This is a genomic window from Sphingobium sp., assembly GCF_033795625.1.
In the GTDB taxonomy this organism is placed as follows: domain Bacteria; phylum Pseudomonadota; class Alphaproteobacteria; order Sphingomonadales; family Sphingomonadaceae; genus Sphingobium.
The window spans coordinates 13890-30919 of record NZ_JARYGI010000040.1; the positions used below are offsets into that span (position 1 = coordinate 13890).

The 17030-nt window shown below is 62.9% G+C and carries 13 protein-coding genes; 5 read left to right on the forward strand and 8 right to left on the reverse strand.

The features are described 5' to 3' along the window. Positions 1-804: 804 nt before the first annotated feature. Positions 805-1311: a MarR family winged helix-turn-helix transcriptional regulator gene (locus QHC67_RS15940; RefSeq protein ID WP_413818556.1), complete on the reverse strand. Its 507-nt coding sequence runs from the start codon at positions 1309-1311 to the stop codon at positions 805-807. Next, the gene (locus QHC67_RS15945) at positions 1308-1733 is read right to left on the reverse strand and encodes an organic hydroperoxide resistance protein (RefSeq protein ID WP_319295768.1); all 426 of its coding nucleotides are present in this window, start codon (positions 1731-1733) and stop codon (positions 1308-1310) included. The genes QHC67_RS15940 and QHC67_RS15945 overlap by 4 nt, the downstream gene beginning before the upstream one ends. A 560-nt stretch (positions 1734-2293) precedes the next feature. Between QHC67_RS15945 and QHC67_RS15950 the strand changes: the two genes are divergently transcribed. The 4 genes from QHC67_RS15950 to fabI are packed head-to-tail and all read left to right on the forward strand — an operon-like array spanning position 2294 to position 7448. Further along, complete coding sequence (locus QHC67_RS15950; protein WP_319295770.1) at positions 2294-4054, forward strand: PHA/PHB synthase family protein; 1761 nt, start codon at positions 2294-2296, stop codon at positions 4052-4054. Beyond that, positions 4055-5485 carry a bifunctional enoyl-CoA hydratase/phosphate acetyltransferase gene (locus QHC67_RS15955; RefSeq protein WP_413818557.1) on the forward strand — a complete coding sequence of 477 codons (1431 nt, stop codon included), beginning with the start codon at positions 4055-4057 and terminating at the stop codon, positions 5483-5485. After that, positions 5482-6678 (forward strand): acetate/propionate family kinase, encoded by a 1197-nt coding sequence (locus QHC67_RS15960; protein WP_319295771.1) that lies wholly within the window; start codon positions 5482-5484, stop codon positions 6676-6678. The genes QHC67_RS15955 and QHC67_RS15960 overlap by 4 nt, the downstream gene beginning before the upstream one ends. Then, positions 6675-7448: an enoyl-ACP reductase FabI gene (gene fabI / locus QHC67_RS15965; protein ID WP_319295773.1), complete on the forward strand. Its 774-nt coding sequence runs from the start codon at positions 6675-6677 to the stop codon at positions 7446-7448. Before QHC67_RS15960 ends, fabI begins: the two co-directional genes overlap by 4 nt. A 672-nt stretch (positions 7449-8120) precedes the next feature. Here the strand turns inward: fabI and QHC67_RS15970 are convergent. The 6 genes from QHC67_RS15970 to phbB form a co-directional block, all read right to left on the reverse strand. Further along, the gene (locus tag QHC67_RS15970; RefSeq protein ID WP_319295774.1) at positions 8121-9245 is read right to left on the reverse strand and encodes an ABC transporter permease; all 1125 of its coding nucleotides are present in this window, start codon (positions 9243-9245) and stop codon (positions 8121-8123) included. A gap of 1 nt (position 9246) precedes the next feature. Then, positions 9247-12018 (reverse strand): ribosome-associated ATPase/putative transporter RbbA, encoded by a 2772-nt coding sequence (rbbA, locus tag QHC67_RS15975; protein WP_319295776.1) that lies wholly within the window; start codon positions 12016-12018, stop codon positions 9247-9249. Then, positions 12015-13088 carry an HlyD family secretion protein gene (locus QHC67_RS15980; RefSeq protein WP_319295778.1) on the reverse strand — a complete coding sequence of 358 codons (1074 nt, stop codon included), beginning with the start codon at positions 13086-13088 and terminating at the stop codon, positions 12015-12017. Before QHC67_RS15980 ends, rbbA begins: the two co-directional genes overlap by 4 nt. Continuing rightward, a complete protein-coding gene (locus QHC67_RS15985; protein ID WP_319295779.1) occupies positions 13085-14587 on the reverse strand; it encodes an efflux transporter outer membrane subunit in 1503 nt (500 codons plus the stop codon). The genes QHC67_RS15980 and QHC67_RS15985 overlap by 4 nt, the downstream gene beginning before the upstream one ends. Before the next feature lie 60 nt (positions 14588-14647). Beyond that, a complete protein-coding gene (locus tag QHC67_RS15990; RefSeq protein ID WP_319295780.1) occupies positions 14648-15085 on the reverse strand; it encodes a hypothetical protein in 438 nt (145 codons plus the stop codon). Between the two features lie 102 nt (positions 15086-15187). Next, positions 15188-15916 (reverse strand): acetoacetyl-CoA reductase, encoded by a 729-nt coding sequence (gene phbB / locus QHC67_RS15995; RefSeq protein WP_319295782.1) that lies wholly within the window; start codon positions 15914-15916, stop codon positions 15188-15190. 253 nt (positions 15917-16169) lie between these two features. Here phbB and QHC67_RS16000 point away from each other — a divergent pair, with 253 nt between their 5' ends. Continuing rightward, on the forward strand, positions 16170-16865 hold the full coding sequence (locus QHC67_RS16000) for a helix-turn-helix domain-containing protein (protein ID WP_319295784.1): 696 nt from the start codon (positions 16170-16172) through the stop codon (positions 16863-16865). The last annotated feature ends 165 nt before the right edge of the window (positions 16866-17030 follow it).

Sequence of the window (17030 nt, forward strand, 5' to 3'; positions counted from 1 at the left end):
GGCGGGTTCGGCGATGTGCGCGTCGCAACTGAAAACAAAAGGGCGCATTTTTTCTCTCCTGGCTTAGGCTGTCCCTGCCTCTCTTAAGGCAACACAGGCTGTGCTTTCCCAAAGTGGCGGCGCCAAAGAATGATCAGGATCAAAATATGGGCAAAAATTAGCCGAACTTACCGAGGAGAGCTCAAAGCATAATGCGTAGTTTAGTCGCTTGGGATCATATATGGTCGGTCATGTGCATCTGCGCCGCGGTCGCCCCCGATCAGATGCCGGAGGAGAATAGGGTAGATTGATCGTCGCGAAGCCGTCTTTCGCGGATCGGCTGGCACTAATAGGTTTGGAGGCTAACCGAGACGATTTGATTGCTCACAGAAGCGGGGCGGCGGCAAGGCTTGCTCTGACTAAGCGGCACCCTTTAAAGTTTGAGACTCAGAAAGGAGAAGTACTGCTTCAAACCAGTCGCACTTCGCGCCTTGCATGACTCAGCGGCCTGGCTCGGAAAGCGGCCACTTGACCGTCTTGCCAACGGCGGTTTCAGACGCAGCATGCCGTCACCAGCCAAAACGCTGCGAATGATGAAGAGCAGGACCGAGGGCCCTTGGCGACGGTCAGTGCCCAACGCCCAGTCCAATGAAAGTTGCCACGAACCCGATGTCATTAGAGTTACAGCGTGAAGCTCGACGTCGAGCAGCCCGAGCCGCCGGCTCGACCAGCTCCAGTCCGTTGGCCATGGCGGGAGAACTATCAGTTTGAGGCAGCGCTGGCCGCTCCAGAGAAGTTGTCGCGTGGCTAACGATCGGAGATCGCTCATCGTCGTTCATCCGGTGACAATGCACGGGGCGATGCAGGCCGCTTCCCGTCCCGCTGCGCCAGGATCGTCACGAGCGTGCGGACGCTCTCACGCAGCTCGTCGAGACCTTCGGGCGCATAGCCGCCCGACATGGTCTCAGGCACATGCACCGCGCGATCGCGCAGCATCCACCCCTGATCTGTGAGCGTGACGACTACCCGCCGCTCATCAATGGGATCACGGGCGCGAACGACCAGCCCTGCCGTTTCCATCCGCTTCAGCAGCGGCGTCAGGGTGCCGCTGTCAAGATACAGCAGCGCCCCAAGCTCCCCTACGGTCTGAACCTCACGCTCCCATAACACCAGCATTACCAGATACTGCGGGTAGGTGAGACCCAGCTTGCCGAGAACCGGCCCGTAAAGCCGATTGAGCAGGTTGGTGGCAGCGTAAAGCGGGAAGCACACCTGCCGGTCCAGGAGAAGCGGATCGTCTTCCTGCGCCTGCGCCGTCACCGGCCTGCTCATCGCGTGGTGACGTTGAGCTTGACTTCCACATTGCCTTTCACCGCGTTGGAATAAGGGCAGACGGCATGCGCCGCCTTGACGATCTCCTCGGCTTTGGCCTGGTCGAGCCCGGCAATCTCGACGTCGAGCGTTACCGCAAGGGCGAAGCCGCCAGATCCATTGGACAGCAGGCTTACCTCGCCGACGACCGTGATGTCATTGTCACGTACCTTGTCTGCCTGTGCATGAGTGACATGGATCACGGCATTTTCGAAACAGGCGGCGTAGCCGGCCGCGAAAAGCTGCTCCGGGTTCGTCGCCCCGCCCTTACCGCCAAGCTCCTTCGGCATAGCCAGAGACAGGTCGAGGATGCCGTCGTCGCTACGGACGGTACCGCTGCGTCCGCCAACTGCGGTAACCTTGGTGGTGTAGAGGTGGCTCATACTACTCTCCGGTGGGTTGTAAGTTGATTAACATGATCATCGAGAAAGAAGACTCGCACACAATTAAATTGTGCACAATAGTCATATGATCGTTGGTGACATTGCGAGCAGGGTCAGCGATGATGCCTCACGTTTCCGCGGCTCCGAAAAGCGAGACAGCACCCAGAGAAATCCGTTACGACAACTTTTGACGCAACTGGCGCTGGTTCGGATCGTCGTAAAAGGGATCGTTTCGCTCACGCGTACCGCTGTAAGCAAGCTCGCGCCCAACGGCAGCTTGCCGTCATTAAGCCATCGCTGAGGGGAACATCCGTGACATTGAGCAAGGCGGGATAGGTCTTTCCGGCGCCACAGCAGACTTGCACCCCATCTCCCCTTTCGAGTACCGTTTTTTGCAGGTGCGAAGGGTCCGAGTCGTTCATTAATTTGGAGATCGGTAGTATCCGAATGTTCGCGGGCCGGCACAAGACCAGGAGAAATTGAAGCTTTCGATATCGGCATATAGTGGCGGTTATGCGGGAGCAGCTGCGGTAGAGACGAGAATTCCAGGAGCTCTCATAATGGTAGCAGCACATTCGCATTCGGACGTTTCCGATCCACTCGACGGCATCGCCGAAACCCTAGATCGAGCAGCAGTCGCTGCCATCGCGCAGCTAACCCGCGGGCTTTCGCCGGCGACGATCCTGCAGGCCTTTTCTGACTGGGGGATGCATCTCGCCTGCTCGCCGGGTAAGCAATTGCAGCTGGCGGCCAAAACAACACGCAAATTCGTGCGGCTTGGCGACTATGCCGTGCGCAGCATCGGCGACCATGACGCCGATCCCGCAATCGAGCCGCTCCCGCAGGATCGTCGCTTTATAGATCCAGCCTGGAAGGAAGCGCCTTTCAATCTCATTGCGCAGGCTTTCCTTCTCAACCAGCAATGGTGGCACGCGGCCACGACGGGCGTTGTGGGTGTCACGCGACATCATGAAGACATGGTCGCCTTCGGGATGCGGCAGATCCTCGACACGATGGCGCCGACCAATTTCGTCGCGACCAATCCCGTCCTGCAGAAGCGAATATTTGAGACCGGCGGACAGTGCCTTGTTGAAGGCGCCAAGCTCTTGCTGGAGGATATGCAGCGCACCGTGCGCGGCGAGCCGACGGTGGGTGCCGAAGCGTTTGAGGTCGGGAAGGATGTCGCCACCACGCCCGGCAAGGTCGTCTACCGCAACGAGCTGATCGAGTTGATCCAATTTGCGCCGACCACAGACACAGTGCGACCGGAGCCCATCCTGATCGTGCCAGCCTGGATCATGAAATATTATATTCTCGACCTGTCGCCGGAGAACTCGCTGGTCCGCTGGCTGACCGCGCAGGGCTATGCGGTTTTCATCATCTCTTGGCACAATCCCGTCAGCGCCGACCGTGATCTCGACATGGAGGCCTATCGGCGTTTGGGGCCAATGGCAGCGCTCGATGCGGTGACGGCGATCACGGGATCGCCGGCAGTTCATGGCGTTGGCTATTGCATCGGCGGCACATTGCTGTCGATCGCCGCGGCCGCGATGGCGCGCGACGGCGATGAGCGGTGGGCGACGGTGACGCTGTTCGCCGCGCAGACCGAGTTCAGCGAGCCGGGCGAACTTGGCCTGTTTATCGACGAGGCGCAGCTCAACGTGCTCGAGAATATGATGTGGAGCAAAGGCTATCTCGACGGCACGCAGATGGGCGGCGCATTTCAGATCCTGCGCTCCAACGACCTTGTCTGGTCGCGGATCCTCAATACCTATCTGATGGGGGAGCGGGAACCCATGTCGGACCTGATGGCCTGGAACGCCGACGGCACGCGGATGCCCTACGCGATGCACAGCCAGTATCTTCGCCGACTGTTCCTCGACGACGATCTTGCCGAGGGACGCTACAAGGTCGATGGGCGGACGATCAGCCTGTCCGCGCTGCGCAAGCCGATGTTCGTTGTCGGCACCGAGCGCGACCACGTTGCGCCGTGGCGCTCGGTGCACAAGATTCATATGCTGAGCAGCGCCGAGATCACCTTTGCGCTGACCAGCGGCGGGCATAATGCCGGGATCGTCTCCGAACCCGGACACAAGGGGCGGCGCTACCATATCCTGACCCGTGAGACGGATGGCGCGGCGCTTGATCCGGATGAGTGGATGGCGCATGCCCCCGTTCGGGACGGATCCTGGTGGGTCGCTTGGGAAGAGTGGCTGGCCGCGCATTCGGGCGAGGCAGTCGCCCCACCGCCGTTGGGCGCGCCGGACAAGGGCTATCCGGTGATCGAGAGCGCCCCAGGCCGCTATGTGCTGGAGCATTGAATGATAGCCGTTCCAGAAATGATCGAGAACCGGACCTTCGACGAGATCGCCATCGGCGATACGGCGAGCGTTACCCGCACGCTGTGCGAAGAGGACATCCAGCTTTTTGCGCTCGTCTCGGGCGACGTGAACCCAGCCCATCTCGACGCCGACTATGCGGCGACGGATATGTTTCACCGCGTGATCGCGCATGGAATGTGGGGCGGTGGGCTGATCTCGGCTGTGCTCGGCACCGAGTTGCCGGGACCCGGCGCAATCTACCTCAGCCAGTCACTACGCTTTATCCGGCCGGTTGGCCTGGGAGACGCCATCACGACATCGGTGACGGTGAGCGAGAAGCGATCCGAGCACCATGTTGTCTTGCTCGATTGCCGCTGCGTCAATCAGGACGGTAACGAGGTCATTACAGGCCAGGCCGAGGTCAGGGCACCGGTCGAGAAGATCCGCCTGCCGCGAATATTGCTCCCGGATATTCAGATCTCCGACCATGACGGTTATCGCAAGTTGATTGAGCTGACCCAAGGGGGCGTGGCGCCGCTGACGGCCGTCGCTCATCCCTGCACCGCCGCGGCCATGGCGGCAGCGGTCGATGCCGCAGAAGCCGGGCTGATCGCGCCTATCCTGGTCGGGCCGGAAGCGCGAATGCGGGCAGCGGCCAAAGAAGCGGGAAAAGACATCTCCGCCTATCGGATCGTTTCTGCACCGCACAGCCATGCCGCTGCCGCAGCGGCGGTCGCCCTGGTCCGGTCGGGCGAGGCGAAGCTGCTGATGAAGGGATCGCTCCATACTGATGAACTGATGGCAGCGGTGGTTTCCGCGACAACCGGACTGCGAACCGAGCGACGCATAAGCCATGCCTATCTGATGGACGTACCCAACCATCCCACGCCGCTCATCATCACCGACGCCGCGATCAACATCGAGCCTGGCCTCGAGGAGAAGGCGGACATCATCCGCAACGCCATCGACCTCGCGCACGTCATCGGCATCGCAGTGCCCAAAGTCGCGATCCTGTCGGCTGTCGAGACGGTCAGTCCATCGATTCGATCGACGCTCGACGCAGCCGCGCTCTGCAAGATGGCCGATCGCGGCCAGATAACAGGCGGCGTGCTGGACGGTCCGCTGGCGTTCGACAACGCGATCAGCGAGGCGGCGGCGAAGGAGAAGGGCATCGTCTCCCCGGTCGCGGGCAGGGCCGAGATACTGGTCGTCCCGAATCTGGAGGCGGGCAACATGCTGGCCAAGCAGCTCACTTTTCTCGGCGGCGCCGACGCCGCTGGCGTCGTCCTGGGCGCACGGGTGCCGATCATCCTGACCAGCCGCGCGGATTCTGCGAGAACCCGGCTTGCGTCCTGCGCCGTCGCCGTGCTGCTTGCGCGCGCCGCCACCAAGGCTGCGCCCGGCCTGCCCGAAGCCAAGCCCCTGACATGAGCCGCGCCGTCGTCAGCCTCAATTCGGGCTCGTCGAGCATCAAGTTCGCGCTGTTCACCCTGGAACCGGAAGGCCCGCGGCATGGCGCCGCTGGCAAGCTGGAAGGGATCGGCACCGCGCCGCATCTCGTGGCACGCGCTGCCGATGGCGCTGTGCTCGTGGATCGGGGGTGGGACCGTGGTGCAGGACTTACCCATGAAGCGCTGCTCGGAGACTTGTTCACGTGGGCGGGGGATCATCTGACCGATCATGACATCATTGCGGTCGGGCATCGCGTCGTCCATGGTGGGACCAAGTTCTTCCGGCCCCTGATCATCGACGACACGCTGCTTTCCGCACTGGATGCGCTCTGTCCGCTCGCCCCGCTCCATCAGCCCCACAATCTGGCCGCGATCCGCGCCATTCGCACGCTGGCACCTGATCTGCCGCAGATTGCCTGTTTCGACACGGCCTTCCACCATGATCTGCCCGAGGTCGCCACCCGCTTCGGGCTGCCGCGCGCGCTGCATGACAAGGGTCTCCGGCGATATGGGTTTCATGGCCTGTCCTATGAATATATCGACCGAGCGCTCCGGGAGGCCGATCCGGAGCTCGCCTCGGATCGCGTGATCGCCGCCCATCTCGGCAATGGTGCCAGTCTCTGCGCGATGCAGAACGGCCGCAGTGTCGATACCACGATGGGCTTCACCGCGCTCGATGGGCTGATCATGGGCACCCGGTGCGGCGCGATCGACCCCGGAGTTGTGATTCATCTACAGACCCAGGAAGGCATGAGCGCGGCAGAGGTAGAGACGCTGCTCTACAAGCAGGCCGGACTGCTCGGCGTATCCGGCATCTCCAGCGATATGCGCGCACTCCATGACAGCGACGATCCGCGCGCTGCCGAGGCGATCGATCTCTTCACCTGGCGGGCAGCGCGCGAGGCGTCGGCCCTCATATCGTCGCTCGGCGGGGTCGATGCGCTGATCTTCACCGCGGGTATCGGCGAAAATGATCCCGTCATCCGCGCAGCGATCTGCGCGCGATTGGCCTGGCTGGGCATCGTCATCGACCCATCGGCCAATGCGCGCAACGCCCCCATCATCAGCGCGGAGGACAGCCGAGTTGCCGTTCGTGTCATTCCCACGGACGAGGAGCGCATGATCGCCATTCACACACTCGCCGCGCTGACCACGGCTGGAGGGCAATCATGAAACCGCTGGTCGATCTTGCCGGAAAACGCGGTCTCATAGTGGGCATCGCGAATGAACACAGCATCGCGGCCGGCTGCGCCGGGGCGTTTGCCCAGTGCGGGGCGCGGCTGGCGGCGACCTATCTCAATGCCAAAACGGAGCAGTATGTGGCGCCGGTCGCGGAGCGGCTGGGGGTCGAATGGACGGCGCCTTGTGACGTGCGCGTTCCCGGCGAACTGGAGGCGCTTTTTGAGAAGGTGAGGACGAAGTGGGGCGGCCTCGACTTCCTGCTCCATTCGATTGCCTTCGCGCCGCGGGACGACCTTCACGGCCGAGTCGTCGATTCTTCGCCCGAAGGCTTCGCAATCGCCATGGATGTCTCCTGTCACAGCTTTTTGCGGATGGCCCGACTGGCCGAGCCGCTCATGCCCGATGGCGGCTGCCTGCTATGCGTTACTTTCTACGGATCGGACCGGGTGGTCGAACATTATAATTTGATGGGGCCGGTCAAGGCGGCTCTGGAGAGCGCGACCCGCTACGTTGCCGCCGAGCTGGGGTCCAAGGGCATCCGCGCCCACGCGATCTCCCCCGGCCCGATAGCGACCCGGGCAGCCAGTGGCATCGAGCGCTTCGATGAACTGATAGAGCGTGCCGCCGCCGCCGTGCCGGAGGGAAAGCTGGTGGAGGTAGCCGACGTCGGGGCGTTGGCGGCGTTCCTGGTTAGCGATGCGGCGAAGCGGATCACCGGTACGGTCATTCCAGTCGACAGTGGCCTGCACCTGCTCGCATGAGTGGCTTGCCTGACGTAATCTTTTCCCCCCCGGCGAGCGTCGTTCTTGACGCGCTGCTTCACGACCTTCCGTGGACTTCAGGCGCAAGTTCCTCGCTTCAGGCTTGAACTGGCGAGAATGGACAGCCTCTTAAGTCCGTCAACGCCTGGAGGAGACGGCACCGTCGAACCAATTGAAGGCCAGCGAACTTAAAGCGTTTTCGTTCTTGAAGCAAGGCTAGTCGCAACATGCATCGTTTGTGACCGGGCGACGCAGTATAGCAGGCCGCTGAGACGTCCAACTCACCGGCTGGTTTAAGCCGGTGATTCTACCGGGCCGCGACTATAATCCCAACGCTTGGCAGTCAGACCGACCGGATAGCAGCTTCGGCAGCCACAAAGTGCCCTCCAAGCGACCGCCTGGTTAGCCAAATCAAACGAGGACATACACAACGGCATCCTGTGCCGAAGACACGACTTACTTATCATTCCGGAAGCTTAGCCAGGATCATGGCAGCGACCAGCATAATTAGACCGGCTGTCAATCCGTAGAGCAAGATGACGTCGATCGACGAGACAACTTTTTTCGGAAAATGCACGGAGGTTCTCCCCTCGTTTGATGATGGTATGTGTTTTGCCCGATCGTTCGGCCGGGACCATCGGTAGTGTTACGGAGGCAGCATGATCGCGGTGCTCAGGCCATCGTCCCGATCGTTCGGCGGAACCGCGAGAGCGCGACCAAGAAAAACACCGCGCCGATTGCCATAATTGCAAGGAACTGGGGCCACACCACGTCGAGACCCGCTCCCCGATAGAGAATAGCCTGCGCCATTCTCACAAAATGGGTGGTGGGCGCGGCGAGCATCACCGTTTGCACGAACTCGGGCATGCTCTCGCGCGGCGTCATGCCGCCGGACAACAGCTGGAGCGGCAGCAGCACGAGCATCAGCAGCAGCCCGAACTGAGGCATCGAGCGCGCGATCGTGCCCATGAAGATGCCGATCGACGTGGTCGCGAACAGGTGGAGCGCCGCCCCTGCCAGGAAAAGCGGGATCGATCCCTCGATCGGGACCTTCAATATCCCTTCAACAACCACCAGCAGCGCGAAGGCACAGGCGAGCAGGACGACGAGCCCCATTGCCCAGACCTTGCTTGCCATGATCTCGAACGGCGTGACCGGCATCACCAGCAGATGCTCGATGGTGCCATGCTCGCGCTCGCGGATCAGCGCGGCGCCGGTCAGCACGATTGAGAGCATGGTGACATTGTTGATGATCTCCATCACCGACCCGAACCAGCTCTGCGCAAGGGTCGGGTTAAAGCGGGCGCGTAGCGCCAGATCAGCGGGCGGGGCGGATGTCGCCCGCGTGCCCCTCATGAATTCCGTCACCTCCCCCTGGACGATCTGCTGGATATAGCCGCCGCCGGTGAAAGCCTGGCTCATGCGTGTGGCATCGATGTTGAGCTGGACGGTCGGTTGGCGGCCGGCGAGCACGTCGCGCTGGAAATCGGGCGGCAGGTCCAGCGCGAAGGTGTAGCGGCCGGAATCCATCGCCGGATCGACCTCACCCAAAGCGAGCAGCGCCGGCTGTTTGAAATGGGGTGGATAAAAGGCACCGATGATCCGGCTGGAGAGCGGGGACTGATCTTCGTCGACGATCGCGATCGGTGCCTTGTTCAGCGTTTCGGGCATGGCGGAGGCCGCTACGTAGATGCCGAGCGAGAACGCGTAGACGATCAGCACCAGCATCATCGGATCGCGCCACAGGCTGCGCAGCTCCTTGACGCCCAGACGTCCGATATTGGCGACAGACCGCATCTCAGCCCTCCTGCTTCTTGAGGAGCACGACGGACAGCGCGAGCAGCACCGGCACCGCAACGGCCAGCGCCAGAAGCGGCTGACCCAGATCGCCGAAGCCCAGCCCCTTGGAGAAGACGCCCCGACAGACGGTGACGAAATGGGTGGTCGGGAAGATGCGCCCGATAAACGCCCCGACGCCCTCCAGCGACGAGACGGGGTTGATCAGCCCTGAAAACTGCACCGCCGGCAGGATGGTACCGATCGCGGTGGCGAACAGCGCCGCGATCTGGCTGCGCATGAAGATTGAGAAGAGTAGCCCGATCGCAGTGGCAGACAGCGTGTAGAACAAGGCCGCCACCGTCATCGCCAGCACATTGCCGGTGATCGGTACGCGAAAGACGAGCAGCGCCAGCAGCACCAGCAGCACATAATTGAGCATGGCGAGGGCGACATAGGGCAACTGCTTGCCGAGCAGGAACTCGATCCGCGTGATCGGCGTGACATAGAAGTTGATGATCGAGCCCAGTTCCTTCTCGCGCACGACGCTGAGCGCCGTCAGCATCGCCGGAAACAGCAGCAGCAGGACGGGGATGACCGCCGGCGCAATCGCCACCAGGCTCTTGACGTCTGGATTGTAGCGATAGCGCGTCTCGATATTGATGAGGCCCGCCGAGGGCCGGGCGCCAAGCTCCTGCACGGCCATCTCTCCCAACCATTGCGCATGCAATGCCTGGATATAGCCCTGCACGGTCTCCGCCCGCATCGGCATGGCGCCATCGATCCAGACGCCGATCTGGACCGGATCGCCGCGGCGCAGGTCGCGCGCGAAGCCTGGCGGGATCTCGATCGCGACGCTCAGTTCGCCGTCGCGCATGCGTCGGTCGAGCTGCGCGTAATTGGTGATCGGCGGGCGTTCGATAAAGTAGCGGGATCCCGCAAGGTTCAGAGCATAGTTCTGGCTGGTGGTCGTCGCGTCGCGATCGAGCACCGCGAATGGCAGGTTCTCGACATCCATGCTGATGCCATAACCCATGATGAACATGAGCAGCACGCTTCCCAGAAGAGCGAGCGTAGCGCGGATCGGGTCCCGACGCAGCTCCAGTGCCTCGCGCCGGGAATAACTCATCATGCGGCGGCGGCTGAAGGTGCGGGAAAAGGACGAAGCGGGCTCAGCCTTTGTTTCGGTGGCCGGCGCCGCGGCCGCCACTCCCGCCTCCGCCCTTTCATCTCCGCCCGCCGCGTCCTGCAGATAGCTGATGAACGCATCCTCAAGGTTCGTGCTGCCGCGCTTCTCGACGATCGCCGGCGGCGTATCGCTGACGAGCACCTTGCCGGCATGCATCAGCGAGATCCGATCGCAGCGCTCGGCCTCGTTCATGAAATGGGTGGAGATGAAGATCGTCACCTTGTCGCCCCGCGACAGATCGATCATCATCTGCCAGAACTGATCCCGCGCGATCGGATCGACGCCCGAGGTCGGCTCGTCGAGGATCAGCATCTCCGGCTTGTGGATCATCGCGACCGCGAGGCTGAGGCGCTGGCGCTGGCCGAGCGGGAGCGCATCGGGCAGCGCGTCCATGATATCGGTCAGGTCGAAGCGTCCGGCCATCTCCTCGACCCGGGCAGGAATTTGGGAGGCAGGCACGTGGAAGAGCTGCGCGTGCAGCTCAAGGTTCTGCCGGACGGTGAGTTCGGAATAGAGCGAGAAAGCCTGGGACATGTAGCCGACGCGCCGTCGGGTAGCCATGTCGTCATTCTCGACCTCGCGCCCGAACAGCCAGGCCTGGCCCTCGCTCGCCTTGAGCAGGCCGGTCAGCATCTTCATCGTCGTCGACTTGCCGCAACCGTTCGAACCCAGGAAGCCGAAGATCTCGCCGCGCTCGATCCGGAAATCGACATGGTCAACGGCGGTGAAATCGCCGAACCGCATCGTCAGCCCCTTGGCCTCGATCGCGATCTCGGCATCACTTCCGTCGCTGCGCGGAGGGATGGTCACGCGCTGGTGACCCCGTCGGCGTTCCTCTGGCAGCAGGGCGATAAACGCCTGTTCAAGCCCATCGGTGCTGGTGCGTCGATAGAAATCCGCCGGGGTGCCAGTTGCGAGGATTTGCCCGGCATCGATCGCCACCAGCCAGTCGAACCGCGCAGCCTCCTCCATATAAGCGGTGGCGACCAGCACGCTCATGCCCGGCCGGTCGGCGCGGATGCGGTCGATCAGGTCCCAGAACTGCGCGCGAGACAGCGGATCGACGCCCGTGGTCGGCTCGTCGAGCAGCAGGAAGTCGGGATCGTGAATGAGGGCGCAGCACAGCCCGAGCTTCTGCTTCATCCCGCCCGAAAGCTTACCCGCCGGACGTTTGCGGAACGGCGCGAGGCCGGTACTCTCGGTGAGCTGGGCGATCCGGCGCTCGCGTTCCTGCGCATCCTGCCCGAACAGGCGCGCGAAAAACTCCAGATTCTCGTCGATGGACAAGGTCGGATAGAGGTTCTTGCCCAGGCCCTGCGGCATATAGGCGATGCGTGGACAGACCGCTTCCCGATGCCGCCGGTCCGCCATGTCGCCGCCGAGAACCTCGACACTGCCTTCCTGGATCACGCGCGCGCCGGCGATCAGCGAGAAGAGCGTGGACTTGCCGACGCCATCGGGGCCGATCAGCGCCACCATGCGTCCGGCCGGAATTTCCAGATCGATGCCGTCGAGCGCCCGCATCCTGCCATAATCCATGCCGACGCCCGAAAGGCGCGCCGCCAAGCGAGGCGATGCGCCCTCCGTAAGTCCAAATTCAGTCATCGTGACACGTTTACGGTCAGGTTCGCCGGCCATTCGGCATCGCGGCTGGTCCGCACATAGGCCATGCCGGGAAGCCCAGTCTTGACTTGGGTGCTATGGCGATCGAGCAAAGCGGGATCGATCCGTGCCTTGACGCGGAACATCAGCTTCTGCCGCTCGCTCTCCGTTTCCACCGTCTTGGGCGTGAACTGCGCGACATCTGCGACGAACGAGACCCTGGCGGGGATCACATAGTCGGGCGCGGCATCGAGCACGATCCGCACCTCGCTTCCCAGCGCCACGCGCCCCGCCACCGTCTCGGGCAGGAAGAAGGTCATGTAGACGTCGCCGAGATTGACGAGGTTGAGCACCCGCCCGCCGCCGGCAACGACCTCGCCCGGCTGAGCCACGCGATACTGGACCCTTCCGCCCACCGGCGCGCGCAGGTCGCTGTCACGAATATCGGCCTCGATCCGTTCGATCGTCGCCTGGGCGGCGTCGACGTTCGAGCGCGCGCCGATCACCTGGCTGCGCGCGGTGCCGATGGCCGCGTCGACGGCGGCCAGCTGCGCGCGCGCCGCCTCGACGGCAGCCGTCGCGCCTTCGACCTGCGCCTGATCGTCGTCGCGCTCCTGAACCGCGGTCGCACCCTCGCGCGCCAGCGTTTCCGAGCGAGCGAGCCGCTTGCGCGCGGCGCTCAGCTCCGCCTCACGCTGCCGCACTGCGGCGAGTGCGGCGGCGCGTTCGCTCTGGCGCTGGGACACCTGGCTTTGCGCAGTCTGAATGGCGTTGAGCGCCTGGGCGAGCTGGGCCCGGGCCTCGGAGCGCTGGGCGTTGAGAACGTCGGTGTCCATGTGCGCGACGACCTGTCCCGCCTTCACGAAGTCGCCCTCGTCGGCGACGATGTCGCGGATCCGCCCAGGCATCTTGGCCGAGATGTCGATCTCGATCGCCTCGATCCGGCCATTGCCGCCGATGATACCGTCCGGCAGGCCGCCGGGCTTGAGCAGCTGCCACAGGGCCAGAGCGGCGGCAATGATGGCCACGGCGATGGCGCCCCTGATGAACCATTTCTTCTGGGGCGTCGTCATTGTGCTGGATTCCCCGTTTCAGCTGCGTTGATGTCGAAGGCTGGATTCTGGACGAAGCCCCCGCCCAGCGCCGCATAGAGGGCGACGGCGCTCCCGAGATGGGCGCGGCGAAGCTGGACAAGCGCCTGCTCGGTGTCGAACAGGTCGCGCTGCGCGTCGAGCACTTCGAGATAGGCCGAGCGCCCATTATCGAAGCGCAACTGGGCAAGGCGCGCGCGTTCCTGAAGCGCCGCGAGCATGGTGCGCGTCGTTTCGATCTGGAGGCCGAGTTGCCGGCGCCGGACCAGGGCATCCGACACATCGCGGAACGCGGCCTGTACCGTCCCTTCATAATCCGCGACCGCAATCACCTGTCGGGCCTTCGCCACGTCGAGATTGCCCTTGAGGCGTCCGGCATTGAACAAGGGCAGGCTCAGGGTCGGCGTGAAATTCCAGGAAAGGTTTCCACCCTTGAACAAGCTGTCCAGTTCGCCGCTCGCCGTCCCGAAGGCGCCGGTCAGGCTGATATTCGGAAAGAAGGCGGCGCGCGCGGCGCCGATATTCGCATTGGCGACGCGCAGGGAATATTCCGCCGCCACGATGTCGGGCCGGTTGGCGAGAAGCTCCGAAGGCAGGCCAGCGGGAAGCGTCATCGCGGGGGCAGCCTCGGCCAGGCCGAGCGGCCCGGCCGGGATGTCGACCGGGCGTCCCACCAATAGCGCCAGGGCGTTGCGATTGACCTCGCGATCCTGGTCGAGCGCCTGCAGCGCCGTCTGCGCCTGCGCCAGCAGGGTCTGCGCCTGCGTCATCTCGAGCTTCGACCCCGAACCCACCTCGTAGCGTCGCCGCAGGATCCGCAGCGACTCCTCGCGCGTGGCAATCGTCCGGCGCGCCAATTCAGCGCGCTCTTCATATTCGCGCTCGAGCAGATAGCCGTTGGCGACCTGGGCGATGAGATCGGTCGCGATCGCGCGCCGCGCTTCCTCCGTCGCCAGATATTGCGCCCGCGCCGCCTCGTTGAGATTGCGCAGCCGGCCCCAGAAGTCGATCTCCCAGCCGGCGCTCAGCTGCGCATAGATCTGGTTGCCCGTCACGGCGTGGCCCGTCACCGAGAGATCGGCAGGGGTTCGTCCCCGCGTTCCGGTCGCCACGGCATCGAGCTCAGGGTAGAGCGCCGAGCCTTGGATCCGCCAAGACGCCCGCGCTTCCGCGACACGCCCCGACGCGATCCGCATATCGCGGTTGTTCTCCAGCGCCGCAGCGATCAGCGCGCGAAGCTGCTCCTCATGGAAAAAATCGTACCAGCCGACCCGGGCGATGGACGGCGAGTCGGAGGCCGATGCGGCATAGCCCTGCGGAACGGGCTGCGGAGGACGGACGTGTGCCGGCGCGAACGAGCAGCCGGCCAGAAGCATGGACGCAGCGAGACAGGCAGCGCTTGTAGCTGGCCGTCGGTATCTGGCCCTCATGATCTCCGGAACGGCCATATCGTCGCGCACTGCCCCTGGTTCGGTCTTCAAAATAGCAGGCTCCCGTCCGGGGACCGGGCGGGAGCCGTTGTTCGCCGTGAGATGCGACCCTCAGGCTGTCTCGGTAGTTTTCGCAGGCGCGCGCACCGGGGCCGCGGGAACCTTCGCCTTCTCCGGCTCGGCCGCCGACTTCTTGAGCAGGGGCTGGAACCACGCCTGGATGGTTCCGGTCAGTTCCTGCTGGCTGGTCGCCTGCGAGAACAGATCTTTCCAGCTACCCTGCCATTCGTCGATCGCGGCCTTGAGTTTGCCCACTGACGCCTCTCGGCTCTTCTCCGCCTCGGCGAACAGGCTCGTGACCGCATCGCTCCTGAAACTGGGAACCGTCCCCGGCTTCAGCTCTTTCAGCTGATCGACGAAGAGGGTCGCCGCCTTGCTGCCGATCTGCGCATAATCCTCACCGCCGGTCCGGGCGATCTCGGCGAATTTGAGGACGAGCTCGCCATTGGCCTTGGCAAGCGCGGTGATCTGATCGAGGGGGGTGCTCATAGGTCAGGTACTTTCGAGGATCGAGGTGAAGGAAAACATTTTCCGTTGCGATGCTGCGTTGCGATCTGAGGGATTATCCTTACGCATGATGGCAGACGAGGCTCAGCCATTCGCGATATATTGCCCGCCGTTGATGGTGAGCACAGAACCCGTGCAGAAAGCTGCCTTTGGCGAAGCCAGATAGGAGACGGCTTGCGCGATCTCGTCGGGATCGCCGAGACGTCCGACGGGGATCCCGGCGATGATCGCCGCGCGCACCTCCTCCTTGACGGCGGCGACCATGTCCGTGTCGACATAGCCGGGGCAGACCGCGTTGACCGTGATGCCACGCGAAGCATTTTCATGAGCCAGCGCCTTCGTGAAGCCGATCACGCCCGCCTTCGCCGCGGAATAGTTGACCTGCCCTATCTGGCCCTTCTGACCATTGATCGACGAGATGTTGATGACCCGGCCGAAGCGCCGCTCGCACATGCCCCCGATGATCGGGCGGGTCATGGTGAACATCGAGTCGAGGTTGGTCGCCAGCACGGCGCGCCAATTTTCCCAGTTCATCCTGTGGAAGGCCCCGTCGCGGGTGATGCCCGCATTGTTGACGAGGACGGACACCGGCCCAAGCCGTTCTTCGACCTGAGCCACACCCTCCCGGCAGGCATCCTCGTCCGCGACGTCCCATTTGAACACCGGTATGCCGGTGTCCTGCTTGAACCGGGCGGCGACGGCGTCATTGCCATGATAGACGACCGCCACCTCATGGCCTTCGGCCTTCAGCGATCGGGCGATGGCCGCGCCGATCCCGCGCGTGCCACCGGTTACGAGTGCGATATCCGTCATAATCGTCCGGTTCCGTTCATGCCTGTACATCGCGACCCCCAAAAGCTCCCTCCCTCCGGCCGCATAGTTATGTATACTTAGCGGTTTTGTTATCGCCTCTTGGCGACGTCGGATCAAGTCAAAACTCATGCAAGGCCTGAATGATCGGCTTAGAGACGGTTCAATGACAAGAGCAACATCCACCGCACGTGCGAAGCGCCTGCCACCGCGTGACCCCAAAGGGGGCCGGCCGACCCAGGAGGTCGCAGCCCTCTTGGGCGCCCATATTCTTGATGTGGCGCTCGAGCAATTCATCTCCCATGGCGTCGAAGGCGCCTGCATGGAGGGGATTGCGAGCGCCGCCAATGTGTCCAAGCGCACGCTCTATTCCCGGTTCGGGTCCAAAACGGCGCTACTTGTCGCTTCCGTGGAGCACGGAATTGCGCATCATGTCCGGCCGATCGCATCGACGATTCCGGCCGGCTCGACGCGTGACAAGCTACTGCATGTCGGAAGGAAAATCCTAGATTCATCGCTCAAACGTGAAGTTATTGGGCTTGAAACCTTAATCAACTGGATTGCCACCCATGAGTCTGAGCCCGGCCCGGCCAAAACTTCCATGGGTGCGAAGGCTGGAATCGCGATAATCCAATCCGTTCTCGAGCAAGCTGGTGAAGGGAATTGTGACGTTAGATCGATGGACTTGCAATTTCTGGCAGCCTTCCTCTTCGACGCGTTCGTCACAAGCCCGCGGCAGCGCATCCTCCTGCGGCGGGACCTGGAGAATACTTCTCATGCGAAGTCCGATTATCTCAAGCGAACGATGAACCTACTTGCTGCGGGGTTACCATCGCTTTTGGGCGACAGTGATTCGGCTAGGTGTTTGACCGAACAACGATGGATTGGTCTGGCTCTGAAATCCAGATGTTGGTGTTGGTTTCGCCGACGGAGTGTCTTGAGCCAATGGTGACGATGTAGGCGGAGGTAAGAATCCTCTGTGGTTGCCGCCCGTGAGGCAAGAAGTTTCTGAACCGTTGAACAGGTGATCGAGCGCGGTCTCTGTCAGGCCTTTGATTGCAGCGTTTTCCAGAAGCCGCCGGCCGGTATGGTGATCCGCGGATCAGGTCCAAATCTG